Source organism: Pseudomonas sp. BF-R-24, from assembly GCF_019947335.1.
In the GTDB taxonomy this organism is placed as follows: Bacteria; Pseudomonadota; Gammaproteobacteria; order Pseudomonadales; family Pseudomonadaceae; genus Aquipseudomonas; species Aquipseudomonas jessenii.
Genome location: NZ_JAGYGG010000012.1, coordinates 23,867 through 49,451 on the forward strand (window position 1 = coordinate 23,867; position 25,585 = coordinate 49,451).

Genomic DNA, 25,585 nt, shown 5'->3' on the forward strand with positions numbered 1-25,585 from the left:
AAGGAGTCAGCTTATGAATCGTCGTCATGCTATCCGTTCCCTGTGCTGTGCCGCGTTGGCGGTCTCGGCGTTCAGCCTGAGCAACACGCTGCTGGCAGCCGAGGAAGTGAAGATCGGTTTCCTGGTCAAGCAGGCCGAAGAACCCTGGTTCCAGACCGAGTGGGCCTTTGCCGAAAAGGCCGGGAAAGAGAAGGGCTTCACCCTGATCAAGATCGCCGTGCCCGACGGTGAGAAAACCCTTTCTGCCATCGACAGCCTCGCGGCCAACGGCGCCAAGGGGTTCGTGATCTGCCCGCCGGACGTGTCCCTCGGCCCGGCGATCATGGCCAAGGCCAAACTCAACGGGTTGAAAGTGATCGCCGTCGATGACCGTTTCGTCGATGCCAGCGGCAAGTTCATGGAAGACGTGCCGTACCTCGGCATGGCCGCTTTCGAAGTCGGTCAGAAACAAGGTAATGCCATGGCGACCGAAGCGAAGAAACGCGGCTGGGACTGGAAAGACACCTATGCGGTGATCAACACCTACAACGAACTCGACACCGGCAAGAAGCGCACCGACGGTTCGGTGAAAGCGCTGCAGGATGCCGGCATGCCCAAAGACCACATCCTGTTCGCGGCCCTCAAGACCCTCGACGTGCCGGGCAGCATGGACGCCACCAACTCGGCCCTGGTGAAACTGCCGGGGGCGGCGAAAAACCTGATCATCGGCGGCATGAACGACAACACCGTCCTCGGCGGGGTGCGCGCCACCGAGAGCGCCGGTTTCGCCGCGGCCAACGTGATCGGCATCGGCATCAACGGTACCGACGCCATCGGCGAGCTGAAGAAACCCGACAGCGGCTTCTACGGCTCGATGCTGCCGAGCCCGCACATCGAGGGCTACAACACCGCCAGCATGATGTACGAGTGGGTCACCACCGGCAAAGAACCGGCGAAGTACACCGCCATGGATGACGTGACGCTGATCACCCGCGACAACTTCAAGCAGGAACTGGAAAAGATCGGCCTGTGGAACTGACGGCCGTTTGACTTCAGCGGCGGCCTCGGCGGCGGGGTCGCCTGATCGGTGTGAAGAGGTGGTTATGCACGCGCAAACAATCCAACACGAACACAGCCTTACCGGCAGCTTGCGCTTCAACGGGATCGGCAAGACCTTTCCCGGGGTGAAGGCGCTGGACAACATCAGCTTCGTCGCCCATCCGGGGCAGGTTCACGCCTTGATGGGCGAGAACGGCGCCGGCAAGTCGACGCTGCTGAAAATTCTCGGTGGGGCCTACACGCCTTGCAGCGGTGCCTTGCAGATCGGCGAGCGGACGATGGACTTCAAGTCCACCGCCGACAGCATCGGCAGTGGCGTCGCGGTGATCCACCAGGAGTTGCATCTGGTGCCGGAAATGACCGTGGCCGAGAACCTGTTTCTCGGGCATCTGCCAGCCAGTTTCGGCCTGATCAATCGCAGCACCCTGCGCCAGCAGGCACTGGCCTGCCTCAAAGGCCTGGCCGATGAAATCGACCCGCAGGAGAAAGTCGGGCGCCTGTCCCTCGGCCAGCGGCAACTGGTGGAAATCGCCAAGGCTTTGTCCCGTGGCGCCCACGTGATTGCCTTCGACGAACCCACCAGCAGCCTTTCGGCAAGGGAGATCGACCGCTTGATGGCGATCATCGGCCGGCTGCGGGACGAAGGCAAAGTGGTGCTCTATGTCTCCCATCGCATGGAAGAAGTGTTCCGCATCTGCAACGCGGTGACGGTGTTCAAGGACGGGCGCTACGTGCGCACGTTCGATGACATGAGCCAACTGACCCACGATCAACTGGTCACCTGCATGGTCGGGCGCGACATCCAGGACATCTACGATTACCGCCCGCGCCAGCGCGGCGCGGTGGCACTCAAGGTCGACGGACTGCTCGGGCCGGGGTTGCGCGAGCCAGTGAGTTTCGAGGTGCACAAAGGCGAAATCCTCGGGCTGTTCGGGCTGGTCGGGGCCGGTCGCACCGAGCTGTTGCGCCTGCTCAGTGGCCTGGCGCGCAACAGCGCCGGACAGCTGAAACTTCGAGGCCATGAACTGAGGCTGCGTTCACCCCGGGACGCGATTGCCGCCGGGATCCTGTTGTGCCCCGAGGACCGCAAGAAGGAAGGCATCCTGCCGCTGGCCAGCGTCGCCGAGAACATCAACATCAGCGCCCGCGGCGCCCATTCCACCTTCGGTTGCCTGTTGCGTGGCCTGTGGGAAAAGGACAACGCCGAGCAGCAGATCAAGGCGCTGAAAGTGAAGACGCCCAACGCGGCGCAAAAAATCATGTACCTGTCCGGTGGCAATCAGCAGAAGGCCATTCTCGGCCGCTGGCTGTCGATGCCGATGAAAGTGCTGCTGCTCGACGAACCCACACGCGGCATCGACATCGGTGCCAAGGCCGAGATCTACCAGATCATCCATAACCTGGCAGCCAAGGGGATCGCGGTGATTGTGGTGTCCAGCGACTTGATGGAAGTCATGGGTATTTCCGACCGCATCCTGGTGCTGTGCGAAGGCGCCCTGCGTGGCGAACTGAGCCGCGAACAGGCCAACGAATCCAACCTGCTGCAACTGGCTTTGCCGCGCCAACGCGCCGACGGCGTGGCGAACTGAGAGGTGACTATGATGACAACCCAAAACAACACCCTGCCGACCACGCGCAAACCGCTGGACCTGCGGCGCTTCCTTGATGACTGGGTGATGCTGCTGGCGGCGGTCGGCATCTTTGTCGCCTGCACCTTGCTGATCGACAACTTCCTTTCACCGCTGAACATGCGTGGCCTGGGCCTGGCGATTTCCACCACCGGCATTGCTGCCTGCACCATGTTGTATTGCCTGGCGTCCGGGCATTTCGACTTGTCGGTGGGCTCGGTGATTGCCTGTGCCGGGGTGGTCGCGGCGGTGGTGATGCGCGACACCGACAGCGTGTTTCTCGGTGTCTGTGCCGCGCTGGTGATGGGCCTGATCGTCGGGTTGATCAACGGGATAGTGATCGCCAAGCTGCGAGTCAATGCGCTGATCACCACGCTGGCGACCATGCAGATCGTGCGCGGCCTGGCCTACATCTTCGCCAACGGCAAAGCGGTGGGGGTGTCCCAGGAATCGTTCTTTGTGTTCGGTAACGGCCAGATGTTTGGCGTGCCGGTACCGATCCTGATCACCATCGTCTGCTTCCTGTTCTTCGGCTGGCTGCTGAACTACACCACCTACGGGCGCAACACCATGGCCATCGGCGGCAACCAGGAAGCGGCGCTGCTGGCCGGTGTGAATGTCGACCGGACCAAGATCATCATCTTCGCCGTGCACGGTGTGATCGGTGCATTGGCCGGGGTGATCCTGGCCTCGCGCATGACCTCCGGCCAGCCAATGATCGGACAGGGTTTCGAGCTGACGGTGATCTCGGCCTGCGTGCTGGGCGGGGTGTCGTTGAGTGGCGGGATCGGCATGATCCGGCACGTGATCGCCGGGGTGTTGATTCTGGCGATCATCGAAAATGCGATGAACCTGAAGAACATCGATACGTTTTATCAGTATGTGATCCGGGGTTCGATTTTGCTTCTGGCCGTCGTGATTGACCGCCTGAAACAGCGCTGACACTCATTACACCTGTGGGAGCAACTGTCTGCAGTATGCCTTGCGCAGCGCCTCGACCAATTCCTTTGTCCTCAAACCGGAAGTCATTGGCTGTCGCTGTCGTCGTCACCCGAGTCACCGCTAGTGGTCGAGCCAAGTCCGCCGCTGCTGGGTGTTTTGCGGCCTGGCAACTGTCGTCCCGCGTCGTTGCCTTGAATCCGCGGGTCGGTGCCGGTGGCGGGCGGCAGGTTTTGGTCGATCGTCGTGCCATCGGTGTTCATGCCGGGGGCACTCTGGATGGCGGGAGCCCTGGGTTTTTCCACCGGATTGGTCGGGCCGGTGCTCGAGCCGATGGTTCCGGCGAAGGAGGCGGCGGATAAAAGGGCAGTGAGAACGAGGGCGGTCAACCTGGACAGGGTCATGGCGGTGTCTCCAGCGAGCAGAGTCCTTACCTGATTAGTCCGCCCTCGATCCGGATGGGTGCATTGTCAGCGACGAACGGCTCAGGCCTCCTCCAGTGCCCTGACCGCTGTGGCTCTACGCCAGATCAAGCGGCCCACGGTGATCAGCCAGTTGAGCGAGGCAACCGCCAACACCGTGAGCAACAGCGTGGGCATGCCTTGCTCGACGATGATTTTCCCTGCCAGCAATGGAAATCCGAACACGCCGATGAAGTACGACAGGCTGAACAGCAGCAAGGATTGTGCGGTGGTGCCGTTCGGCGCTTCATTGGCGGCCAGGCCGTTGATCACCGAGTAGGTCAGGCCGTAACCGATCCCGAGCATCACTGCCGCGAGCACGTAGCTGACGCTGCTGTCGACGACGACACCGAACATCACGATCGATGCCAGCATCAGCCCCGAAAGCAGGCACGATGCACGCAATGGATCGCGCTTGACCACGAAACCGGCAACCAGCATGCGGCCGCTGATCGCCGCGCTCATGAAGCCGAGGAAGAACAGCGAATAGTCGAGCGAGCGCGCTGCGGCATAACTGGTTTGAAAGCTCGACAGACCACCGAACACGCAGCCGCCGAGACCAACCATGATGATCGGGAAAACGGCCCTGGACGACAGCACCTGACCCGCTGCACGCCAGGAAATTCGCGACACGCTGCCAGATTGCGCGGGCGCCGGTTTCAGTTGTCGATCCAGGCGCCAGAACAGCAATACGCCGATCAGGCTGGCCAGCGCCGCCAGGTAAAACGCCGCGGTCACCGAATAACCGAGCGCACTCGCCGCGCGGCCGAGCAACGGGCCGCTGCCGATCCCGGTCATCATGCTGCCGGACAACAGGGCGAAGTATCTGGCGCGCTGCGCGGGTGTCACCAGGCTTGCCACGATGATCGGCCCCAGGGTGTAGAACACGCCCCAGCCCAAGCCCAGCAGCAGGCCGAAAAACAACAGCAGATGACCGAAGCCCGGGGTCAGGGCGAAGCCCAGGCTGGCCGCTACCAGCAATACACCGAACAGCGCCACCGAGCGGGCGGCACCGAGCAGGTCGGACAAATGACCGGAAACAATCACCGCTGCAAAGGTGCTGAGCATTGCCGCCGAAATCACACTTCCGGCGTCGTGTTCGTTACCGCCGCGAGAACCAATCAGTAACGACAGCAAGAACGTCGAGCCGTAGGAAAACGACAACAGGTAGCTGGCGAGGCAGATCAGACCGAACAACTTGCTTGAGACAGGGGGTGTTGCGGTGGGCATGACGCGGTTCCTTGACCGGATAAATAAGCAGCGCGTCTATCTAACCACGCAGACCCCGAATATTAGGTCCGAGGTTATCGATTCCAGGGTTAGTGCCGGCCGGAGTAAACCCCCTTTGTAGGAGCGAGCTTGCGCGCGATGAACCCGAGAACACCGGGTGTATCCAGAAAGCACGCGTTATCGTTAACGACCATCGCGAGCGAGCTCGCTCCTACAGGTGTTGGGACAGTTCCCTCGCCACAAATACCGCGCCGACTTAGTATGGCGTTTTCCACTTTTGACAAGGCACGTCCATGACGATCGAAATCCGCCCGGCGACCCCCAGTGACGCACCGCAAATCCTCGCGTTCATCACTGAACTGGCCGACTACGAACGTGCCCGCCATGAAGTCATCGCCAGCGTTGCCGATATCGAGCGCAGCCTGTTCAGCGAAGGCGCCACAGCCCATGGCCTGATCTGCCTGCGCGAGGGTGCACCCATCGGTTTCGCGGTGTTCTTCTTCAGCTATTCCACCTGGCTTGGCAGCAACTGCCTGTACCTCGAAGACCTCTACATCACCCCGGAGCAACGCGGCGGTGGCGCGGGCAAGACCCTGTTGCGGCATCTGGCGAAAATCGCCTGCGCCAACGACTGCGGCCGTTTCGAGTGGAGCGTGCTGGAATGGAATACGCCGGCCATCGATTTCTACAAATCCCTGGGCGCGCAGCCGCAGGAGGAGTGGGTGCGCTATCGGATGGATGGGGCGGTGTTGCGGGATTTTGCAGCGGGTAACTGATCGCTTCCAAAAGATCGCAGCCTTCGGGCTGCGATTTTTTTTGCCTTGTCTCATAATATGGGATTGATATTTATATATTGAGATTTGTCCCGTCGCAGGTTTATAGTCCCGCTCACTCACTGCCAAAAACCAAAACAGGTGAAGCGATGCAGGCGCAATTGATCGCGCTCGACTGGGGGACAACCTCATTACGTGCTTACAAACTGGCCGAAGGCGGGCAAGTGCTCGAACAGCGTTCGCTGTCGTCGGGGATCATGCAGCTGCCGAAAGCGCCGCGAATCATTGGCGGCCGGGAATGCGCCGATGGTTTCGAACTGGCCTTCGATGAGGCTTGTGGCGACTGGCTCGACGCCCAGCCGGATTTACCGGTGATTGCCTGCGGCATGGTCGGCAGCGCCCAGGGTTGGAGCGAAGCGGCCTACCGGGACACGCCGGCGAACGTCGCCACGCTCGGTACGTCCTTGCAAACCGTGCGCAGCCGGCGCGGCGTCGATGTGCACATCGTGCCCGGCGTCATCGAGCGTTCGCCTTTGCCGAACGTGATGCGCGGCGAAGAAACCCAGGTACTCGGCGTGCTGCAAAACCTGACGAGCGAGGCGGGCGCTGATCTGCTGATCGGCCTGCCGGGCAGCCATTCGAAATGGGTGGAAGTGGCCGACGGCTGCATCGTGCACTTCGACACTTTCATGACCGGCGAAGTCTTCGCTGTGCTCAGTCAACACAGCATTCTCGGACGCACCCAACAATGTGGCGCGTCTTTCGATGGCGATGCGTTTGATCGCGGCGTGAAGGTCGCGTTGTCGGCGCACGGTGAAATCGGCCTGCTGTCGACGATGTTCAGCGCCCGTAGTCTCGGGCTGACCGGCGAGTTGAGCGCAATCGCCCAGGCGGACTATCTGTCCGGCCTGCTGATCGGCCACGAGTTGACGGCCTTGGCCAATGTCCAGCGGCGCCGACGCAACAGCGTGCATCTGCCTTCGATCATCCTCATCGGCAACACCCAACTCTGTGCCCGCTACAGCCGTGCGCTCGACGCCTGCGGTTTTGCCCGGGTGAATCTGGCCGAACAAGCCACCGAACGCGGGTTGTGGCAACTGGCGTTGGCTGCCGGCCTGGTCACGTGCACCGCATCCCGTTAAACCTGACTGGAGTCCTGACATGCTCAAACAAGCCCTAGCGCAAAACGGCCTGATCGCGATCCTGCGTGGCCTGCGTCCGCAGGAAGCGGCGGCCATCGGCGAAGTCCTGTACGCCGCCGGATTTCGCGTCATCGAAGTGCCGCTCAATTCCCCTGAACCGTACGAAAGTATCCGCATCCTGCGCAGTACCTTGCCCGCCGATTGCCTGATCGGTGCCGGTACGGTGTTGACGCCGGAGCAGATCGAGCAAGTGAAAGCCGCGGGCGGCCAGGTGATCGTCATGCCCCATAGCGATCCGAAGGTCTTGCGCGCGGCGAAAGCGGCAGGGCTGTACCTGTCGCCGGGTGTCGCCACGCCGACCGAAGCCTTCACGGCACTGGCTGAAGGCGCGGATGTGCTGAAGCTGTTTCCGGCCGAGCAGATGGGGCCGGCAGTCGTCAAAGCCTGGCTCGCCGTATTGCCTGCCGGAACCCTGCTGGCGCCGGTCGGCGGGATCACGCCGGACAACATGCAGTCGTTCATCGACGCCGGCGTCAAAGGTTTCGGCCTCGGTTCCGGCCTGTTCAAACCGGGCATGACGCCTACGCAAGTGTCGGCCAATGCCGAGGCCTACGTCGCTGCCTGGAAAGCCCTTCGCTGAGACTTCATTGAGCGCCGAGCGCGCTGCATCTAATAAGAGAGCCAAAAGATGAAAATCACCAAACTGACCACCTTCATCGTTCCGCCGCGCTGGTGCTTCCTCAAGGTCGAAACCGACGAGGGCGTCACCGGTTGGGGTGAGCCCGTGGTCGAAGGCCGCGCCCACACCGTTGCCGCTGCCGTTGAAGAATTGTCCGACTACTTGATCGGTAAAGACCCGCGCAACATCGAAGACATCTGGACCGTGCTCTATCGCGGCGGCTTCTACCGTGGCGGCGCGATCCACATGAGCGCTCTGGCCGGTATCGATCAGGCCTTGTGGGACATCAAGGGCAAGGCGCTGGGCGTGTCGGTCAGCGATCTGCTGGGTGGCCAGGTGCGGGACAAGATTCGTGTGTACTCGTGGATCGGCGGTGACCGTCCAGCGGACACCGCGCGTGCGGCGAAAGAAGCGGTCGAGCGTGGTTTTACCGCGGTGAAAATGAACGGCACCGAAGAGCTGCAATTCCTCGATACCTTCGACAAGGTCGACCAGGCCCTGGCCAACGTCGCTGCCGTGCGCGATGCCGTCGGCCCGAACGTCGGCATAGGCGTGGACTTCCATGGCAGGGTGCACAAGCCCATGGCCAAGGTGCTGATGAAGGAGCTTGATCCGTACAAGCTGATGTTCATCGAAGAGCCGGTGCTGAGCGAAAACTACGAAGCGCTCAAAGAGTTGGCGCCGCTGACCAGTACGCCGATTGCCCTGGGCGAACGGCTGTTCTCGCGCTGGGATTTCAAGCGCGTGCTCAGCGAAGGTTATGTCGACATCATCCAGCCGGATGCCTCCCACGCCGGTGGCATCACCGAGACCCGCAAGATCGCCAACATGGCCGAAGCCTACGACGTGGCGCTGGCGCTGCATTGCCCGTTGGGCCCGATTGCCCTGGCGGCGTGCCTGCAACTGGACGCGGTTTGCTACAACGCGTTCATCCAGGAGCAGAGCCTGGGCATCCATTACAACGAGAGCAACGACCTGCTCGACTACGTCAAAGACCCAAGGGTGTTCGACTACGACAAAGGCTTCGTGAAGATCCCGAACGGCCCGGGCCTGGGCATCGAGATCAACGAGGAATACGTGATCGAACGCGCCGCCATCGGCCACCGCTGGCGCAACCCGATCTGGCGCCATGCCGATGGCAGTTTTGCCGAGTGGTGAGTCACTGACACACCACCGTCCCCTGTGGGAGCGGGCTTGCTCGCGAAAGCGTCCTGTCAGTCACATCAATGTTGGATGTGCAGCCGTCTTCGCGAGCAAGCCCGCTCCCACACTAGATCTCCATGGATAGAGGGATCTGCGTTTCCCCGGTTTTCTCATTGACCTCAATAACCATAAGAAGAGGCACCCCTCATGCAACCGCAAACCCTCACCGGGCAGGCGTCGTTGGTGACGCCCAGCCGCAAGCGTTTTTTCATCATGGTGCTGTTGTTCATCACCGTGGTGATCAATTACCTGGACCGCAGCAACCTGTCCATCGCTGCCCCGGCATTGACCAGTGACCTGGGCATCGACCCGATCCACGTCGGCCTGATCTTCTCCGCGTTCGGCTGGACCTACGCGGCCATGCAAATCCCCGGCGGCTGGCTGGTGGATCGCGTGCCACCGCGCATCCTTTACAGTGTTGCCTTGCTGTTGTGGTCGGTGGCCACGGTGATGCTCGGCTTCGCCGGCAGCTTCATCGCGCTGTTCGTGTTGCGCATGGCAGTCGGCGCCCTGGAAGCGCCGGCGTACCCGATCAACAGCCGTGTGGTCACCACCTGGTTCCCCGCACGCGAGCGTGCCACGGCCATCGGTTTCTATACCTCCGGGCAATTCGTCGGTCTGGCCTTCCTGACGCCGGTGCTGGCCTGGCTGCAGCACGAGTTCGGCTGGCACATGGTGTTCGTCACCACTGGCGCGGTGGGCATTGTGTGGGCGGTGATCTGGTACGCGGTGTATCGCGAGCCACGGGATTTCAAAGGCGCCAATGACGCGGAAATCGATTTGATCCGCGAGGGCGGCGGGCTGGTGGATATCCAGGCCGAACAGGCCAGGGTCAAAGCCAAATTCAGCTGGACCGACCTGGGGATTGTCCTGACCAAGCGCAAGCTCTGGGGCATTTACCTCGGGCAGTTCTGCCTCAACTCGACACTGTGGTTCTTCCTCACCTGGTTCCCGACCTACCTGGTGAAGTATCGCGGCATGGACTTCATCAAGTCCGGCCTGTTGGCATCGCTGCCGTTTCTCGCCGCGTTTATCGGTGTGCTGTGTTCCGGTTTCTTCTCGGACTTTTTGATCCGTCGCGGTTACACGGTAGGTTTCGCCCGCAAGTTGCCGATCATCAGCGGCCTGCTGATTTCCACCTCGATCATCGGCGCCAACTTTGTCGAGTCGACGCCGTTGGTGATTGCCTTCCTCGCGTTGGCATTCTTCGGCAATGGCCTGGCTTCGATTACCTGGTCGCTGGTATCGACCTTGGCTCCGGCGCGCTTGCTCGGGCTGACCGGTGGTGTGTTCAACTTCATCGGCAACCTGTCGGCGATTGCCACGCCTATCGTGATCGGCTTCCTCGCGACGGGTGATTCTTTTGCCCCGGCGATCACCTACATCTCGGTGCTGGCACTGATTGGCGCACTGTCCTACATCTTGCTGGTAGGCAAGGTCGAGCGTATCAAGTTGTAGTCGTGGCACGCGGGCGACCATAATGCCGCCCGTTCACTCGCTCAACGGTAAAGGCTGGATATGCAGGAAGACGCCCCAAAAATCGCCAAGGACGCCGCGCCGACCGGCACCCAGACCCTGCTTCGCGGGTTGGGTGTGGTCCAGGCCGTGGCCAGCGGCGCCCGCGATCTCAAGGAAATCGCCCGGCTGATCGGCACCACGCGCAGCACCACCCATCGCCTGGCCAGTTGCCTGGTGGACGAGCGTTATCTGCGGGTGGTGCCGCAAGTCGGTTATTTGCTGGGGCCGAAACTGATCGAACTGGGCTTTCAGGCCCGTGAAGAGCTGCCGTTGGTAACCCTGGCCGGGCCGTACCTGGATGAGTTGTCGGCGTTGACCGGCGACACCATTCACCTGGCGATCCGTGAAGGCGACGAAGTGCTGTACCTGCACAAGAATCCGGGGCGCAATGGCCCGGAAATGCGTTCGCGGGTCGGCCATCGCATGCCGTTGGCGCGCACCGGGATCGGCAAGGCGCTGATGCTCGATGATTCACCGCAAGAGTGGCAGCGCCTGTACGAAGTCAGCCTGCCGGTGGGTGGGAAAAACCAGTTCTGGCCGCAGCACCCGGAGCAAACCTGGGAGCAGTTTCAGCAGCGCATGGTCGAGTATGTGGCCGGCGGTTATGCGTTCGACCTGGAAGACAACGAACCGTCGATCCGCTGTGTGGCCGCTCCGATCCGTGATGCCAGCAAGCGCATCGTCGCCGGCATCAGCATTGCCAGTACCGTGCCTTACATGCCGCTGGAAAAAATGGCCGAGCTGATTCCCCTGATCAAAGGGGTCACGGCCCGGCTGTCGGCGGAGCTTGGCTTGAAGGTTTAGATTTTCAAGGTCGCCATGTCGATGACGAAGCGGTACTTCACGTCACCGGCGATCATGCGGGCGTAAGCCTCGTTGATCTGGCGGATGTCGAGCATCTCGATGTCGCAGGTGATGTTGTGTTCGGCGCAGAAATCCAGCACTTCCTGGGTTTCGGCGATGCCGCCGATCAGCGAGCCGGCGAGCACGCGACGCCCCAACACCAGTTTGGCGGCATGTACCGGTGGCTCCACCGGTTCGATCAACCCCACCAGGATATGTACGCCGTCGAATCGCAGCGTATCGAGGTAAGGGTTGAGGTCGTGCTGCACCGGAATGGTGTCGAGCAGGAAATCGAAGTGCCCGGCCGCAGCCTGCATCTGGGCGTCATCGGTGGACACGATCACATGGTCCGCGCCCTGACGACGAGCCTCTTCGGCCTTGCTCGCCGAACGGGTGAACAAAGTCACCTCGGCGCCCATGGCTTTGGCGAACTTGATGCCCATGTGGCCCAGGCCGCCCATGCCGAGAATCCCGACCTTGTCACCGGCCTTCACGCCGTAGTGCTTGAGCGGTGAGTAGGTGGTGATGCCGGCGCACAGGATCGGCGCGGCGCTGGCCAGGGGCAGTTTTTCCGGGATACGCACCACAAAGTGCTCGCTGACCACGATGCTGTCGGAGTAGCCGCCCATGGTGTTGCTGCCATCCACGCGGTCGGGGGTGGCGTAGGTCATGGTCGGACCTTCGAGGCAGTATTGCTCGAGGTTGGCCTGGCAGGCTTCGCAGCTGCGGCACGAATCGACCATGCAGCCGACACCGACCAGATCGCCGACTTTATGTTGGGTGACACTCGCACCTACGGCGGTCACCTTGCCTACGATTTCGTGGCCAGGCATCAGCGGGTAAACGGCAATGCCCCACTCGTTGCGGGCCTGATGGATGTCGGAATGGCAGACGCCGCAGTAGAGAATCTCGATGGCAACGTCGTCAGGCCTTGGGCTGCGACGTTCGAATTTCACGGGGGCGAGGGGAGTGGTGGCCGACTGGGCGGCGTATCCGATGGCGGTGTACATGGTGAACCTCGCAAAAGCGCTGACGGGTGAGGTGGCGCATTCTGGGCGTCCTCCCCTGTACCGGCCATGGCGATTCCTCCGGGTGTCATGCCTATTCCTCCGGCATCCGCCTCTGTTCGAACCCATTGGCAATCAGACCTGCGATGATGCTTTCGTCCCTTATTCCGTGACCTTTTTTGTGACCTTTTTTGTGAAGATCCCCGATGCTGTTGACCCGTTACCTTGATGCCAATGCCACCCTGGTTTCGCTGATCGAGCCGCTGTCCACTCGCGACGGTTTCGTCCCGACTGCGTTGCCGGGCGTACAGGTTCTGCGGGCCAGTTGCGACGTGGCCCGTGGGCCGCAGATCTATGAGCCGAGCCTGGTGATCATCGCCCAGGGCAGCAAACTGGCGTACCTGGGGCCGCGCACCCTGGAATATGGTGCTGGGCATTACCTGATTCAGGCGCTGCCGGTGCCGTTCGAGTGTGAAACCTTTGCCGCGCCCAGCGGGCCGATGCTGGGTGTTTCCGTCGCGATCGACCGGGTGATGCTGGGCGAGTTGGTGTTGGCGATGGGCCTGGCGCCGGGGCGGCATATTCCGGCGCAAACACCGGAGTCCATGACCTCGGCAGTGCTCGATGACGCCATGCGCGGTTGTGTCGAGCGGCTGCTGCGTTGCCTGCACGATCCGCTGGAATGCCAGATCATGGGGCAAGCGCGTTTGCGTGAGTTGCTGTTCGTCGCTTTGCGCGGTCCGCAAGCCGATGTATTGCGGGCACTGGTTGAGCAGCAGGGGCAGTTCGCCCGGATCGCGGCATCCCTCAGTCATCTGCATGCGCATTACACCGAACCGTTGAATGTCGAGACCCTGGCCAGTTGCGCCAACATGAGTGCATCGACCTTTCACGAGCATTTCAAGCGCAGCACCTTGTTGTCACCGGTGCAGTACCTGAAGCGATTGCGTCTGCTGCGGGCGCAGCAGTTGTTGGTGGGGGAGGGACTGGGTGTGGCGCAGGTGGCGCATCGGGTGGGGTATCAGAGCACGTCGCAGTTCAGTCGCGAGTACAAGCGGTACTTCGAGCGTAATCCCGGGGATGAACGCGCTGCCTGATCCACCGCAAATCCCCTGTGGGAGCGGGCTTGCTCGCGAAAGCGGTGTGTCAGTCAATATAAATGGTGAAGGATCAACCGTATTCGCGAGCAAGCCCGCTCCCACATTGGATCTTCTGCAGTACATGAATCGCACGCAACAAAAAGGCCCCCGTTTCGGGAGCCTTGATGTTCAGCGGTTCGGCTTACATGTTCGGGTAAGTCGGGCCGCCAGCGCCTTCCGGCGTTACCCAGGTGATGTTCTGAGCAGGATCCTTGATGTCGCAGGTCTTGCAGTGAACGCAGTTCTGGGCGTTGATCTGGAAGCGCTTCTCACCGTCTTCCTTGGTGATCACTTCATACACGCCGGCCGGGCAGTAACGCTGGGCAGGTTCGTCGTACAGCGGCAGGTTCTTGCTGATCGGGATGCTCGCGTCGGCCAGCTTCAAGTGGCATGGCTGCTCTTCTTCGTGGTTGGTACCGGAGATGAACACCGAGCTGAGTTTGTCGAAGCTGAGCTTGCCGTCCGGTTTCGGGTAGTCGATCTTCTTGCAGTCGGCCGCGAGCTTGAGGCAAGCGTAATCCGGCTTGGTGTCGTGCAGGGTGAACGGCAGTTTGCCGCCGAAGATGTTCTGGTCGAGCCAGTTGAAGCCGCCGCCGACGATGGCGCCGAACTTGTGGATCGCCGGGCCGAAGTTGCGGCTGGCGAACAGTTCTTCGTAGAGCCAGCTCTTCTTGAACGCGTCGACGTAAGTGGTCAGCTCTTCGGTGCCGTCCTTCTCGGCGAACAGCGCCTCGGCCACGGATTCAGCGGCGAGCATGCCGGACTTCATCGCGGTGTGGCTGCCTTTGATCTTTGCAAAGTTCAGGGTACCGAGGTCGCAACCGATCAGCGCGCCGCCCTTGAACACCATTTTCGGCAGCGAGTTCAGGCCGCCCTTGCAGATGGCACGTGCGCCGTAGCTGATGCGCTTGCCGCCTTCCAAGTACTGAGCAAGCACCGGGTGATGCTTGAGACGCTGGAACTCGTCGAACGGCGACAGGTAGGTGTTGCTGTAGGACAGGTCGACGATCAGGCCAACCACGACCTGGTTGTTTTCCAGGTGATAGAGGAACGAGCCACCGGTGTTCTCGGTGCCCATGATGTCCATCGGCCAACCGGCGGTGTGCACTACCAGGCCTGGCTGATGCTTGGCCGGGTCGACTTCCCAGATTTCCTTCAGGCCGATGCCGTAGTGCTGGGCATCAGCGTCAGTGTCCAGGTTGAAGCGCTTGATCAGTTGCTTGCCGATGTGGCCACGGCAACCTTCGGCGAACAGCGTGTACTTGCCACGCAGTTCCATGCCCGGGGTGTACAGGCCTTCCTTCGGGTTGCCTTCGCGGTCAACGCCCAGGTCGCCGGTGATGATCCCGCGAACCACGCCGTTTTCGTCGATCAGCGCTTCCTGAGCGGCGAAGCCAGGGTAGATTTCCACGCCCAGGTTCTCGGCCTGCTGGGCCAGCCAGCGGCACAGGTTGCCCAGGGAGATGATGTAGTTGCCTTCGTTGTGCATGGTCTTGGGCACAAAGAAGTCTGGAATTTTCTGCGCGCTTTCAGCGTTCTTGAGCACGAAGATGTCGTCGCGGGTGACGGGCGTGTTCAGCGGCGCGCCGAGTTCTTTCCAGTTCGGGAACAGTTCGTTCAGGGCCCGTGGTTCGAACACGGCGCCGGACAGAATGTGAGCACCGACTTCGGAGCCTTTTTCGACCACGCAGACGCTGATTTCCTTACCGGCTTCGGCGGCCTTCTGCTTCAAGCGGCAGGCGGCGGAAAGACCAGCGGGGCCGGCACCGACGATGACCACGTCGAATTCCATGTATTCGCGTTCCACAGGTTATCTCCTACTCAAGGCTCAACAGTTTTTTTTCTAATTTGGAAGTCGGGTGTCGCATCCATGAATTCCGGCGCAACGCCGGAAGAGGACAATCGATTGACCACCTTTCTCTTTTGGTGGCGCATTATATCTACACCACTCTCAGCGTCCAATACAAACGTTTGTTTGAATTGGCTCAAAGCCAGAGAAATCAAAGTCACGCGCCTTATGAACGGCCATTTTGGCGTATTGACCGGAATAGGCGTTCCGGTCAAGATACGGGCGGTTTTGCGCTCGCCGTAGGCTGGCTGTTGGTTTCAAGAGCACCTCTAAAGACAGGGCGATGGCAGTAGAGAGTGATGCGCTGCGCGGGTTTGATGTGCAGTTTACACGCCGCGATGTTGAATGACTCGTCAGTCACCACTGACCAACGGTCATCCAGATCATGAGCGATGGTCACTTGACAGCTTTGCCGGCGTTTTTGGAGGTGCCCTTGCGCCCGATGAGCATCAACCGCCAGGTTCGCCTAGGCGACTTTCTTTTCACCGGAGAGTAACGAGGAATCCATGAAGGTTCTTGTAGCTGTCAAACGCGTTGTGGATTACAACGTCAAGGTTCGCGTCAAGGCGGACAATTCCGGCGTCGATCTTGCCAACGTCAAGATGTCGATGAACCCGTTCTGCGAAATCGCCGTGGAAGAAGCCGTACGCCTGAAAGAGAAGGGTGTTGCGACTGAAATCGTCGTCGTCTCCGTAGGCCCGTCCACCGCTCAAGAGCAACTGCGCACTGCGCTGGCTCTGGGTGCCGACCGCGCCATCCTCGTCGAGTCCGCCGAAGACCTGACTTCCCTGGCTGTTGCCAAACTGTTGAAAGCTGTTGTCGACAAGGAACAGCCTCAGCTGGTGATCCTTGGCAAACAGGCCATCGACAGCGACAACAACCAGACTGGCCAGATGCTTGCTGCATTGAGCGGCTACGGTCAGGGCACGTTCGCTTCGAAAGTCGAAATCAGCGGCGACAGCGTAGCTGTGACCCGTGAAATCGACGGCGGCGCGCAGACAGTTTCCCTGAAACTGCCGGCGATCGTCACCACCGACCTGCGTTTGAACGAGCCGCGTTATGCGTCTCTGCCAAACATCATGAAAGCCAAGAAGAAGCCTCTCGAAGTGCTGACTCCGGATGCTTTGGGCGTTTCCACCGCCTCCACCAACAAGACTTTGAAAGTCGAAGCGCCGGCTGCACGCAGCGCGGGTATCAAGGTCAAGTCGGTGGCTGAACTGGTCGAGAAACTGAAAAACGAAGCGAAGGTAATCTAATCATGACTATCTTGGTAATCGCTGAGCACGACAACAAGGTTGTGGCTCCTGCCACCCTGAACACCGTTGCTGCTGCCGCCAAAATCGGTGGCGACATCCACGTTCTGGTCGCTGGCCAGGGTGTGGGTGCCGTGGCTGAAGCCGCTGCGAAAATCGCTGGCGTGAGCAAAGTATTGGTAGCTGACAACGCTGCCTACGCGCACCAGCTGCCGGAAAACGTCGCTCCTCTGGTTGCAGAGTTGGGCAAGGGCTACAGCCACATCCTGGCTGCCGCTACTTCCAACGGCAAAAACATCCTGCCGCGCGTTGCCGCTGCCCTGGACGTTGACCAGATCTCCGAGATCATCTCGGTTGAAAGCGCCGACACCTTCAAGCGTCCGATCTATGCCGGTAACGCCATCGCTACCGTTCAATCGAACGCTGCGGTCAAGGTGATCACCGTGCGTGCCACCGGTTTCGACCCGGTTGCAGCTGAAGGTGGCTCCGCTGCCGTTGAAGCTGTTGGCGCTGCCCACGACGCTGGCATCTCCAGCTTCGTTGGCGAAGAACTGGCCAAGTCCGATCGTCCGGAACTGACCGCTGCCAAGATCGTCATTTCCGGCGGCCGCGGCATGCAGAACGGCGACAACTTCAAACACCTGTACGCCCTGGCCGACAAGCTGGGCGCTGCCGTCGGTGCATCGCGCGCCGCGGTCGACGCAGGTTTTGTACCCAACGACATGCAGGTCGGTCAGACCGGCAAGATCGTTGCTCCACAGCTGTACATCGCCGTCGGTATCTCCGGCGCGATCCAGCACCTGGCCGGCATGAAAGACTCCAAAGTGATCGTTGCGATCAACAAGGACGAAGAAGCGCCGATCTTCCAGGTGGCCGATTACGGCCTGGTGGCGGACCTGTTCGAAGCCATCCCTGAGTTGGAGAAGCTGGTCTAATCCGGCTGCTTCACTTATAAAGAGCCCGGCCTTTTGGTCGGGCTTTTTTTTGCTCTTCATTCTGTAGGAGCGAGCTTGCTCGCGATGGACGTTAACGATGACGCGTTGATCCTGGATAAACGCGGTGCCTTTGAATCCATCGCGAGCAAGCTCGCTCCTACAGGGGGGGCATCACCGAGTTTGAGTGGAGTGTGTCGCCATGGATCTGCGCCTTGTCTGGAGCTTGCTGGGATTGACGCTATTACCGACGCTGTCTGTCGCTGCAGGCAAATGCGAGCGCCTTGTGGTCACCGGCAGCCCGGACGCACCGCCGTACCTGTGGCAAGACCCGCACAATCCCAAATACCTGATCGGTGCCAGCGCCGATTTGCTGCAGCAAGTGGCGGGGGAGTTGGGGCTCAAGGTCGAACTGCTTTATGCCGGCAAACGCGCCCAGGCCCTGGACGAAGTGCGCAGCGGGCGCATGGACATGCTGGCGGACGCGACGTTGACCGTCAGCGAGCTGGAGACCCTGGACTACATCCATCCAGCCTTGCTGGAAAACGACTACCTGGTCTGGACTCGCAAGGACTCGACACTGGTCTACAACGAAGCACAGGACCTGCACGGCCATCCCGGTGCCGTGTCGGAAAAGGCCCGAATGACCCCGCAATTCAGCACCTTTGCCGGACAGCAACTGACCCTCACGCGCACGTCCAACCTGACCCAGGCCTTTCAGAAACTGCTGTTGGGCGAGGTCGAGTTTGTACTGGCAGGGCGTTACTCGGGCATGGCGACCGCACAGACACTGGGCATGGCCGCTGACCTGGTCGCGCGCTCGCAACCGGTCGACAAACCTGGCCTGTACCTGGCGATTTCCCATGACTCGGCGTGCAACGATCCGTGGTTGCGCGGACAGTTGGCCAAAAAGATGACAGAATTGCCCGCGTCCGGACTGACGGAGGCCGTGCTGATGCGCAATATCGAGCGATGGAAAGCACAACGCTCACAACCACAGCCAAGCCCCCCGCAACAACCCGTCAGTACCCCAAAACAGTAAGGATTTTCAGTGAGTATTCGACCTCTTTTCGCTGCCGTGGCCTTTGCCGCCCTGGCGGGTTGTGCAACCGATCCTGCGCCGAATGAACAGATTCGCCTGACCGAACAGGCACTCGAGCAGGCCAAGGCCGTAGGCGCCACCGCCGACGATGTGCCGGAAATGAAACTGGCCGAAGACAAGTTCAACCGCGCCAAGGGCAACATGACCGATCAATCCTTCAAAAACGCACGCATGCGGGCCGAACAGGCCGAGCTCGATGCGCGCCTGGCTGAAGCCAAGGTGTTGACGGCCAAGAGCGAGGAACAGTTGAACGTGCTCAACACCCGCATCGCCCGCCTGCGCAAGCAACTGGGAGATGCCCAATGAGCCTCAAGAGCAAAGCCCTCGGCGGTTTGATCCTGGCAGGCTGCGCGAGCCTCTTTGGCTGCGCCAGCCAGCACAGCGAGTCCGCGTTGCAGCAGGCCAGTGCCGACTTTCAGAAGGTCAAGGAAGACTCCAATGTGCTGCGAATCGCCCCCAAGGACGTGATTCGCGCCGGTGAGTCCCTGGCCCGTGCCGATCGCCTGTCCAGCTATTGGGGCAGCGGTTCGGACGTGGTGCATTACGCCTACCTGAGCCAGCGCTACAGCGCCATTGCCCGGGAGCACACCAATCAGGTGCTCAACGAAGAGCAGGCGGCGAAACTCGAACTGGAACGGCAGCGTCTGCAACTGGCATTACGTGAGTCCAAACTGTTCAGCGTGCAGCAGCAAGGCAAATGGCTCGAGGAGCAGATCCTGGCATTGACGACCAGCCAGACCGACCGCGGTCTGGTGATGACCTTGGGCGACATGCTGTTCGACACCGGCGAAGCGGAATTGAAACCGTCGGCCAACCGTGTGGTGTTGAAGATCGTGCAGTTCCTGCAACTCAACCCCAAGCGAGTGGTGCGGATCGAAGGTTATACGGACAGTACCGGGGGCAAGCAGGAAAACCTCAAGCTGTCCCGCGACCGCGCGCAATCGGTGGCTGACGTGCTGATGGACCTGGGTATCGACGACAAGCGCATCCAGGTCGAGGGTTATGGCGACGAGTATCCGGTGGACGCGAACGCGTCGGAACGGGGCCGGGCGCAGAATCGTCGGGTGGAAATTGTGTTTTCCGACGAAAAGGGCCAGCTCGGCGCTGCCCGCTAAGGGTTGCGTCGCTGGAAAGCCCGGCCTGCCATGCAGTGCCGGGTTTTTTTATGCCTGCCGATTACCGCACAAAACAGTACAGATTTTGCTGACACTGCACTGTACGGTCGACTATTGTGGCAACTGTCCCCGTACACTTCTAAACTGTTCCGGTATTGTTTCACACAAGAATAAAATGCCCGTGAAATCGAGTGCTGCGTCATGACCAATCTTTTGCTCTATCAACGTATTGCTCAACAACTGGCCGAAGACATCCGCCGTGGGGTCTATCAGCCGGGGGAGCGCGTGCCTTCGGTGCGCAAGATGAGCTCGCAGCTCAATGTCAGCCATGCGACGGTGTTGCAGGCGTATGCCAATCTCGAGGATCAGGGGCTGATCCGCGCCCGGCCGCAGTCGGGTTACTACGTGCACCAGACGCCGGCGCTCACCGCGCCGACGCCGGACATCGCCCGGGTCGAGCGCCCCGGGCTGATCACCCGCAGCAGCATCATTCAGCAAGTCCTGGTCGAGTCCCGTCGTGAAGGTGTCTTCCCGCTGGGCGCTGCGGTGCCGAGTGTCGACTATTTGCCGGTGCGGGCACTGCATCAGCAATTGGCCAAAGTCACCCGTTTCCATAGCCCGCGGGCCTTCAGCTACATGTTCAGCCCTGGTTTCGAGCCGTTGCGCCGACAGGTGGCGATCCGCATGCGCGATGCCGGCGTGGTGGTCGATCCGTCGGAAGTGGTGATCACCCACGGTTGCGTCGATGCGCTGCAGATGTCCTTGCGTGTGCTGACCCGTCCGGGCGATCTGATCGCGGCCGAGTCGCCGACCTATTACGGGTTGCTGCAACTGGCCGACCTGTTGGGGCTCAAGGTCATCGAGATCCCCAGTGATCCAGCCACGGGCATGAGCCTGGAAGCCCTGCAACTGGCGGCCAACCAATGGTCGATCAAGGCGTTGGTGCTGACCACCCGCCTGAGCAATCCGTTGGGCGGCACCATGCCGGAGGAGCGGCAGAAACAATTGCTGCGCCTGGCGTCGGACTTCGATATCCAGATTGTCGAAGACGATATCTACGGTGAGCTGATGTTCGAGCAGGGGCGCACCAAGTCTCTCAAGGCCTATGATCGGCTGGACCGGGTGATCTATTGCTCGAGTTTCTCCAAGACCCTGTCGCCTGGCGTGCGGATCGGCTGGATGATCGCCGGCAAGTATCAGCAGGAAATCCAGCGCTTGCAGACCTTCAGTACGCATTCTGCGTGCAGCGTGACCCAGATGGGCATTGCCGCGTACCTGGAAAATGGCGGGTACGACCGGCATTTGCGCTTCATCCGTCAGGAGTACCGGAAAAACCTCAGTGCCTTCCAATTGGCCGTGCAACAGTATTTCCCTGAAGGCACGCAGATGACCCGACCTACCGGCGGCTTCATTCTGTGGGTCAGTCTGCCGGGGCGGGTCAACACGCAAGAGTTGCACGTGCGAGCATTGCAGCAGGGCATCAGTATCGCGCCGGGACTGATCTTCAGTAATACCGAGCAATTCAATCACTGCATCCGGCTCAATTGCGGCACCCCGTGGAACCGCGAGGCCGAGCGTGCATTGATGACCCTGGGCATGCTGGCCACCCAACTCTGCCAGGAGATGGCTGGCGGTTTGTAACAGGCTGCGACTGCGCTTGTCTTGTGGGCTGCAACAGGCGAGCATATGCATCTCTGCCGTTTGCACCCACCGTTGGATACATGAAACCGACTTTTCCTGCCGCCTGGCTTTTGCTCTGCCTGATTGCGAGTATTCAGCCGGCATCCGTCGTGGCTGCTACCGAGCAGGATCAGACTACCGGCAGTTTCCACGTCGCACCGATAGAAGCCGCACCTGTCAAAAAAGCCTCGGTGGCCGGTAAGCAGGCGACGCCCGTGAAAAAGCGTCCGCCCATTGCCTCCAAATCGAAACCGGCCAGCGAGGTGGCAAAGACTGAGCTTCCATCTACCAAACTGGATCTGAGCTTGCCCAAGGATATGGTTCAAGAGCTCAAGCCGGTCGGAACGGTGCCGTTGGTCAGGCGCGAACCGTTGTTACCCCAGATGTTCGGTGACAAAAGCGGCAACAGCGAGTTCCAGCTCAACGGCCGCCTGCTCAGCAACGAAATGCAGCTGCAACTGCGAAATGAAGAACGCCACGAGGTCGAAGGCGCGGCACTGGATTTCGAGTTCAAGCAGTAACCCTGTCAGGATCCACGAGCCGCAGGCCAGACGCTTTGTCGGAGACTGGCCGGTCATGCTCGTTTGCGTTGAAAAACCCGCCCGCAGGTAATTTAAAACAACTGTTTTAACGGGTACTCTGTGCCCCGTCCATTAACACATTGCTCGTCGCGAGGAGCTTGTCGTCATGAAATGCCGTGAGGGCTGTGGCGCTTGTTGCATTGCCCCTTCCATCAGTTCACCGATTCCCGGTATGCCCAATGGCAAGGCCGCGGGGCAGCGTTGCCTGCAACTTTCCTCCGATAACCTGTGCAGTATTTTCGGCCAACCGGAACGGCCGGCGGTGTGTTCCGCCTTCGAGGCCGATCCCGAGGTTTGCGGAAGCAGCAGCGAAGAAGCCATCCGGTTGATCGGCTGGTGGGAGCAAATGACGGCGGCGTGATGTGTTCTACGAACGGAACTTCAACAATAAGGAATAAGACTATGGGTTCGCTGCATCGTATGGCTGTGCTGTGTGGTTTGACGGTTGTGCTGGCTACCTCGACGGCCCAGGCCGAAGACTGGAAGGTCAAGAAAGACGAAGACGGCATCAAGATCTCCCTGAGTGAAGTGGCCGGCTCCGACTACAAGGCCTACCAGGGCGTCACGCTGATGAAGACCACCATGGCCAAGCTGCGTGCGTTGCAGGACGACGTGTCCGGAGCCTGCGCCTGGATTCACGAATGCAAAACCCAGAAGCTGCTCAAGCACGAAGGTGAGCAGAGCTGGACCTACACTCAGTTCAACACCCCGTGGCCGGTTACTCCCCGTGATTCGGTGTTGCACATCACCACCATCGAAGGGGCCGATGGCAGCCTGACCCGCAAGCTCGAAGGCGTGCCGAAATACATTCCTGAAGAAAAAGGCTTCGTCCGGGTCGCCAAGGTCGACGGTTTCTGGAAGTTCGTACCCAAGGGCGACCAGATCGAAGTGACCTATCAGGTGCACACCGAGCCGGGCGGCAGCGTGCCGTCGATGGTGGCCAACAAGTTCGTGGTGGATGCCCCGTTCAATACCTTGAAAGCCCTCAAGGAACGCGCCGAGAAGTAAATGTGTCACTCTTTTGAGGTGACTTCGTGACGCCCCGACTCGATCGGGGCGTTTGCTTTTTTGAACGATGCTCAGGTTTTAATTTGTTTCCGGATATGCGTTGCACGAAATTTTCACCCACTCTCCAAGACAATTCGTCGGCTCTCCCGTAACGCGCAGCGTATGGCTGAATGCAGGATGAAAGACTCGGGATGAGGGTAGTTATCAATGGCAATGCTGCCGTTGATCGTGCAACATTTGCGCACCGCGCAAACCCCCAGGCCTGGTACGGGCCGAAAAGAGGGCAAGGCGCAGCTGTATTTTTGAAACTTCAACTTCCAATGGGTCCTAAAACGACATGGCAATCCCGGACGCCCTGAGTCAGCAGCGAGCTTCTAGTCGCCTGCTGCAACCGACCGTCAAATCGCATCTGGCCTACACGCTGTTGTGTGCCCTGGTCATGATGGTCATGTTCAGCCTGCTGCGCGTCGCGCTGCTGGCTTACAACAGCTCGATGATCCTCGACACACCGGCCTCGACCTTCCTCGAGGCATTCGCCAACGGTCTGCGTTTCGACCTGCGCCTGGTGGTCTATCTCAGTATTCCGTTGCTGCTGGCCTTGTTCAGCGCCCGGGCCATGGCGGCACGCGGGCTGTTCCGACTCTGGCTGACAGTGGTCTCCAGCATCGCGCTGTTCCTCGGCCTGATGGAGATGGACTTCTATCGTGAATTCCACCAGCGTCTCAACGGCCTGGTCTTCCAGTACGTCAAGGAAGACCCGAAAACCGTGGCCAGCATGCTCTGGTATGGTTTTCCGGTGGTCCGCTATCTGCTGGCGTGGGCTCTGGGTACCGTGATCCTGAGCATGGCATTCAAGGGCGCCGACCGTGCGACCCGCCCTCGTGGCCCGTTCAGTGGCGGCAGCATCGGCACACGCAAGGTCGCGCCGTGGTATGCACGCATTGGCGTGTTCGTGGTTTGCCTGCTGATCTGCGTCGTCGCGGCCCGTGGCACCTTGCGCCAAGGCCCGCCGATGCGCTGGGGTGATGTCTACACCACAGATTCCAATTTCGCCAACCAGTTGGGTCTCAACGGTACGCTTTCTCTGGTCGCCGCCGCCAAGAGCCGGATGTCCGAGGATCGCGACAATATCTGGAAAGCCACGCTGCCACAGCCACAAGCCCAGCAAGTGGTGCGTGACATGCTGGTGATGGCGGATGACAAACTGGTGGATGGCGAGACCGCGGCGGTACGTCGCGATTACACCCCGCCAGCCGACAAGACCTTGCCGATCAAGAACGTCGTCGTGATCCTGATGGAAAGCATGGCCGGTCACTCGGTGGGTGCGCTGGGTGGGCCAGGCAACATCACGCCGTACCTCGACAAACTGTCGAAGGAAGGCTTGCTGTTCGACCGCTTCTTCTCCAACGGCACCCATACCCACCAGGGCATGTTCGCCACCATGGCCTGTTTCCCGAACCTGCCGGGCTTCGAATACCTGATGCAGACCCCGGAAGGCAGCCACAAGCTGTCCGGTCTGCCGCAGTTGCTCAGCGCCCGTGACTTCGACGACGTGTATGTCTACAACGGCGATTTCGCCTGGGACAACCAGTCGGGTTTCTTCAGCAACCAGGGCATGACCAACTTCATCGGCCGTAACGATTTCGTGAATCCGGTGTTCTCTGATCCGACCTGGGGCGTGTCCGACCAGGACATGTTCGACCGTGGCCTGGTCGAGCTCAAGGCGCGGGAAAACGGCAAGCCGTTCTATGCCTTGCTGCAAACCCTGTCCAACCACACGCCTTACGCCTTGCCGACGCCATTGCCGGTCGAGCGCGTGACCGATCGTGGCAATCTGAACGAACACCTGACCGCCATGCGTTACTCGGACTGGGCACTGGGCCAGTTCTTTGAAAAGGCCCGCAAGGAGCCGTACTTCAAGGAAACCCTGTTTGTCGTCGTCGGTGACCACGGTTTTGGTAACGAACGGCAGATCACCGAAATGGACCTGGGCCGCTTCAACGTGCCGATGCTGATGATCGCGCCGGGCATCCAGGAAAAATTCGGCCAACGTGACCACACCGTGGGCACTCAGATCGACATCGTGCCGACCATCATGGGCCGCATCGGTGGCGAAGTACGTCATCAGTGCTGGGGACGCGACCTGCTCAACCTGCCGCAAGGCGACGCCGGTATTGGTGTGATCAAGCCGTCGGGCAGCGAGCAGACCACGGCCGTCCTCACCGCGGACCAGATTCTGGTCCTGCCGAAGGACAAGGACATGGCGCCGAAGTTGTATCAGTATGAATTGGGTGCCAACCCTCGCGCCGAAGTCATTGCTGATGCGCCGCGTACCGCCGAGTTGAAACTCAAGCTCGAAGCGTTCCTGCAAACAGCGACCAAGAGTCTGCTGGACAACACCGCCGGTGTTGTTGATGGCAAGCCGGACTAAGTTGTGACGCAAGAAAAGAGGCCCTTCAAGGGCC

The 25,585-nt window shown here is 60.4% G+C and carries 24 protein-coding genes; 20 read left to right on the top strand and 4 right to left on the bottom strand.

What is annotated here, in order from left to right; genetic code table 11:
* Nucleotides 1–13 precede the first annotated feature (13 nt).
* The 3 genes from KGA98_RS12015 to araH all read left to right on the top strand — a co-directional run bounded on the left by KGA98_RS12015 (nt 14) and on the right by araH (nt 3,608).
* Nucleotides 14–1,018, top strand: coding sequence for a substrate-binding domain-containing protein (locus tag KGA98_RS12015; RefSeq protein ID WP_057713728.1), 1,005 nt, complete (start codon nt 14–16; stop codon nt 1,016–1,018).
* Between the two features lie 64 nt (nt 1,019–1,082).
* Nucleotides 1,083–2,627 (top strand): L-arabinose ABC transporter ATP-binding protein AraG, encoded by a 1,545-nt coding sequence (araG, locus tag KGA98_RS12020; protein ID WP_223502407.1) that lies wholly within the window; start codon nt 1,083–1,085, stop codon nt 2,625–2,627.
* 12 nt (nt 2,628–2,639) lie between these two features.
* Nucleotides 2,640–3,608, top strand: a complete 969-nt coding sequence (gene araH / locus KGA98_RS12025) for an L-arabinose ABC transporter permease AraH (RefSeq protein WP_090457976.1) — start codon at nt 2,640–2,642, stop codon at nt 3,606–3,608.
* An 83-nt stretch (nt 3,609–3,691) separates the two neighbouring features.
* Here the strand turns inward: araH and KGA98_RS12030 are convergent, their stop codons facing one another.
* On the bottom strand, nt 3,692–4,009 hold the full coding sequence (locus KGA98_RS12030; protein WP_154910870.1) for a hypothetical protein: 318 nt from the start codon (nt 4,007–4,009) through the stop codon (nt 3,692–3,694).
* Between the two features lie 81 nt (nt 4,010–4,090).
* Nucleotides 4,091–5,296, bottom strand: a complete 1,206-nt coding sequence (locus KGA98_RS12035; RefSeq protein WP_223502408.1) for an MFS transporter — start codon at nt 5,294–5,296, stop codon at nt 4,091–4,093.
* A gap of 293 nt (nt 5,297–5,589) precedes the next feature.
* On the opposite strand from KGA98_RS12035, the gene KGA98_RS12040 reads away from it, so the two are divergent.
* The 6 genes from KGA98_RS12040 (at nt 5,590) to KGA98_RS12065 (ending at nt 11,415) form a co-directional block, all read left to right on the top strand.
* Complete coding sequence (locus tag KGA98_RS12040; protein ID WP_057713732.1) at nt 5,590–6,072, top strand: GNAT family N-acetyltransferase; 483 nt, start codon at nt 5,590–5,592, stop codon at nt 6,070–6,072.
* Between the two features lie 146 nt (nt 6,073–6,218).
* On the top strand, nt 6,219–7,211 hold the full coding sequence (locus KGA98_RS12045) for a 2-dehydro-3-deoxygalactonokinase (protein WP_223502409.1): 993 nt from the start codon (nt 6,219–6,221) through the stop codon (nt 7,209–7,211).
* 19 nt (nt 7,212–7,230) lie between these two features.
* Complete coding sequence (locus tag KGA98_RS12050) at nt 7,231–7,851, top strand: 2-dehydro-3-deoxy-6-phosphogalactonate aldolase (protein ID WP_223502410.1); 621 nt, start codon at nt 7,231–7,233, stop codon at nt 7,849–7,851.
* Between the two features lie 48 nt (nt 7,852–7,899).
* Nucleotides 7,900–9,048, top strand: coding sequence for a galactonate dehydratase (dgoD, locus tag KGA98_RS12055; RefSeq protein WP_102671668.1), 1,149 nt, complete (start codon nt 7,900–7,902; stop codon nt 9,046–9,048).
* A gap of 192 nt (nt 9,049–9,240) precedes the next feature.
* Entirely contained in the window at nt 9,241–10,551 is a 1,311-nt protein-coding gene (locus KGA98_RS12060; protein ID WP_223502411.1) for an MFS transporter, read from the top strand.
* A gap of 60 nt (nt 10,552–10,611) precedes the next feature.
* On the top strand, nt 10,612–11,415 hold the full coding sequence (locus tag KGA98_RS12065) for an IclR family transcriptional regulator (protein WP_057713736.1): 804 nt from the start codon (nt 10,612–10,614) through the stop codon (nt 11,413–11,415).
* Here KGA98_RS12065 and KGA98_RS12070 read toward each other — a convergent pair.
* Complete coding sequence (locus KGA98_RS12070; protein ID WP_057713737.1) at nt 11,412–12,464, bottom strand: NAD(P)-dependent alcohol dehydrogenase; 1,053 nt, start codon at nt 12,462–12,464, stop codon at nt 11,412–11,414. The genes KGA98_RS12065 and KGA98_RS12070 overlap by 4 nt on opposite strands.
* 203 nt (nt 12,465–12,667) lie before the next feature.
* Between KGA98_RS12070 and KGA98_RS12075 the strand changes: the two genes are divergently transcribed.
* Entirely contained in the window at nt 12,668–13,558 is an 891-nt protein-coding gene (locus KGA98_RS12075) for an AraC family transcriptional regulator (protein WP_057713738.1), read from the top strand.
* Nucleotides 13,559–13,742: 184 nt separating this feature from the next.
* Here the strand turns inward: KGA98_RS12075 and KGA98_RS12080 are convergent, their stop codons facing one another.
* Nucleotides 13,743–15,407 carry an electron transfer flavoprotein-ubiquinone oxidoreductase gene (locus KGA98_RS12080; protein WP_223502412.1) on the bottom strand — a complete coding sequence of 555 codons (1,665 nt, stop codon included), beginning with the start codon at nt 15,405–15,407 and terminating at the stop codon, nt 13,743–13,745.
* Nucleotides 15,408–15,955: 548 nt separating this feature from the next.
* Here KGA98_RS12080 and KGA98_RS12085 point away from each other — a divergent pair.
* The 10 genes from KGA98_RS12085 (at nt 15,956) to KGA98_RS12130 (ending at nt 25,551) form a co-directional block, all read left to right on the top strand.
* Complete coding sequence (locus KGA98_RS12085; RefSeq protein ID WP_015093946.1) at nt 15,956–16,705, top strand: electron transfer flavoprotein subunit beta/FixA family protein; 750 nt, start codon at nt 15,956–15,958, stop codon at nt 16,703–16,705.
* Nucleotides 16,706–16,707: 2 nt separating this feature from the next.
* Entirely contained in the window at nt 16,708–17,637 is a 930-nt protein-coding gene (locus KGA98_RS12090) for an electron transfer flavoprotein subunit alpha/FixB family protein (protein WP_150812225.1), read from the top strand.
* A 199-nt stretch (nt 17,638–17,836) separates the two neighbouring features.
* Nucleotides 17,837–18,676, top strand: coding sequence for a substrate-binding periplasmic protein (locus KGA98_RS12095; RefSeq protein ID WP_218494418.1), 840 nt, complete (start codon nt 17,837–17,839; stop codon nt 18,674–18,676).
* 9 nt (nt 18,677–18,685) lie between these two features.
* Nucleotides 18,686–19,042, top strand: a complete 357-nt coding sequence (locus tag KGA98_RS12100; RefSeq protein ID WP_056727192.1) for a DUF4398 domain-containing protein — start codon at nt 18,686–18,688, stop codon at nt 19,040–19,042.
* The gene (locus KGA98_RS12105) at nt 19,039–19,851 is read left to right on the top strand and encodes an OmpA family protein (RefSeq protein WP_218494419.1); all 813 of its coding nucleotides are present in this window, start codon (nt 19,039–19,041) and stop codon (nt 19,849–19,851) included. Before KGA98_RS12100 ends, KGA98_RS12105 begins: the two co-directional genes overlap by 4 nt.
* 201 nt (nt 19,852–20,052) lie before the next feature.
* Nucleotides 20,053–21,492, top strand: coding sequence for a PLP-dependent aminotransferase family protein (locus KGA98_RS12110; protein ID WP_223502413.1), 1,440 nt, complete (start codon nt 20,053–20,055; stop codon nt 21,490–21,492).
* Between the two features lie 80 nt (nt 21,493–21,572).
* Nucleotides 21,573–22,052, top strand: a complete 480-nt coding sequence (locus tag KGA98_RS12115; RefSeq protein ID WP_150812227.1) for a translation initiation factor 2 — start codon at nt 21,573–21,575, stop codon at nt 22,050–22,052.
* A gap of 166 nt (nt 22,053–22,218) precedes the next feature.
* The gene (locus tag KGA98_RS12120) at nt 22,219–22,473 is read left to right on the top strand and encodes a YkgJ family cysteine cluster protein (protein WP_046037440.1); all 255 of its coding nucleotides are present in this window, start codon (nt 22,219–22,221) and stop codon (nt 22,471–22,473) included.
* Nucleotides 22,474–22,514: 41 nt separating this feature from the next.
* A complete protein-coding gene (locus KGA98_RS12125; protein ID WP_223502414.1) occupies nt 22,515–23,120 on the top strand; it encodes an START domain-containing protein in 606 nt (201 codons plus the stop codon).
* A 337-nt stretch (nt 23,121–23,457) separates the two neighbouring features.
* A complete protein-coding gene (locus KGA98_RS12130; protein ID WP_223502415.1) occupies nt 23,458–25,551 on the top strand; it encodes an LTA synthase family protein in 2,094 nt (697 codons plus the stop codon).
* Nucleotides 25,552–25,585 lie beyond the last annotated feature (34 nt).

Excerpts from the sequence above, each read along its gene's own strand:
- KGA98_RS12015 (WP_057713728.1), top strand. The coding sequence starts at position 14 with ATGAATCGTCGTCATGCTATCCGTTCCCTGTGCTGTGCCGCGTTGGCG.
- araG (WP_223502407.1), top strand. The coding sequence starts at position 1,083 with ATGCACGCGCAAACAATCCAACACGAACACAGCCTTACCGGCAGCTTG.
- araH (WP_090457976.1), top strand. The coding sequence starts at position 2,640 with ATGACAACCCAAAACAACACCCTGCCGACCACGCGCAAACCGCTGGAC.
- KGA98_RS12030 (WP_154910870.1), bottom strand. The coding sequence starts at position 4,009 with ATGACCCTGTCCAGGTTGACCGCCCTCGTTCTCACTGCCCTTTTATCC.
- KGA98_RS12035 (WP_223502408.1), bottom strand. The coding sequence starts at position 5,296 with ATGCCCACCGCAACACCCCCTGTCTCAAGCAAGTTGTTCGGTCTGATC.
- KGA98_RS12040 (WP_057713732.1), top strand. The coding sequence starts at position 5,590 with ATGACGATCGAAATCCGCCCGGCGACCCCCAGTGACGCACCGCAAATC.
- KGA98_RS12045 (WP_223502409.1), top strand. The coding sequence starts at position 6,219 with ATGCAGGCGCAATTGATCGCGCTCGACTGGGGGACAACCTCATTACGT.
- KGA98_RS12050 (WP_223502410.1), top strand. The coding sequence starts at position 7,231 with ATGCTCAAACAAGCCCTAGCGCAAAACGGCCTGATCGCGATCCTGCGT.
- dgoD (WP_102671668.1), top strand. The coding sequence starts at position 7,900 with ATGAAAATCACCAAACTGACCACCTTCATCGTTCCGCCGCGCTGGTGC.
- KGA98_RS12060 (WP_223502411.1), top strand. The coding sequence starts at position 9,241 with ATGCAACCGCAAACCCTCACCGGGCAGGCGTCGTTGGTGACGCCCAGC.
- KGA98_RS12065 (WP_057713736.1), top strand. The coding sequence starts at position 10,612 with ATGCAGGAAGACGCCCCAAAAATCGCCAAGGACGCCGCGCCGACCGGC.
- KGA98_RS12070 (WP_057713737.1), bottom strand. The coding sequence starts at position 12,464 with ATGTACACCGCCATCGGATACGCCGCCCAGTCGGCCACCACTCCCCTC.
- KGA98_RS12075 (WP_057713738.1), top strand. The coding sequence starts at position 12,668 with ATGCTGTTGACCCGTTACCTTGATGCCAATGCCACCCTGGTTTCGCTG.
- KGA98_RS12085 (WP_015093946.1), top strand. The coding sequence starts at position 15,956 with ATGAAGGTTCTTGTAGCTGTCAAACGCGTTGTGGATTACAACGTCAAG.
- KGA98_RS12090 (WP_150812225.1), top strand. The coding sequence starts at position 16,708 with ATGACTATCTTGGTAATCGCTGAGCACGACAACAAGGTTGTGGCTCCT.
- KGA98_RS12095 (WP_218494418.1), top strand. The coding sequence starts at position 17,837 with ATGGATCTGCGCCTTGTCTGGAGCTTGCTGGGATTGACGCTATTACCG.
- KGA98_RS12105 (WP_218494419.1), top strand. The coding sequence starts at position 19,039 with ATGAGCCTCAAGAGCAAAGCCCTCGGCGGTTTGATCCTGGCAGGCTGC.
- KGA98_RS12110 (WP_223502413.1), top strand. The coding sequence starts at position 20,053 with ATGACCAATCTTTTGCTCTATCAACGTATTGCTCAACAACTGGCCGAA.
- KGA98_RS12115 (WP_150812227.1), top strand. The coding sequence starts at position 21,573 with ATGAAACCGACTTTTCCTGCCGCCTGGCTTTTGCTCTGCCTGATTGCG.
- KGA98_RS12120 (WP_046037440.1), top strand. The coding sequence starts at position 22,219 with ATGAAATGCCGTGAGGGCTGTGGCGCTTGTTGCATTGCCCCTTCCATC.
- KGA98_RS12125 (WP_223502414.1), top strand. The coding sequence starts at position 22,515 with ATGGGTTCGCTGCATCGTATGGCTGTGCTGTGTGGTTTGACGGTTGTG.
- KGA98_RS12130 (WP_223502415.1), top strand. The coding sequence starts at position 23,458 with ATGGCAATCCCGGACGCCCTGAGTCAGCAGCGAGCTTCTAGTCGCCTG.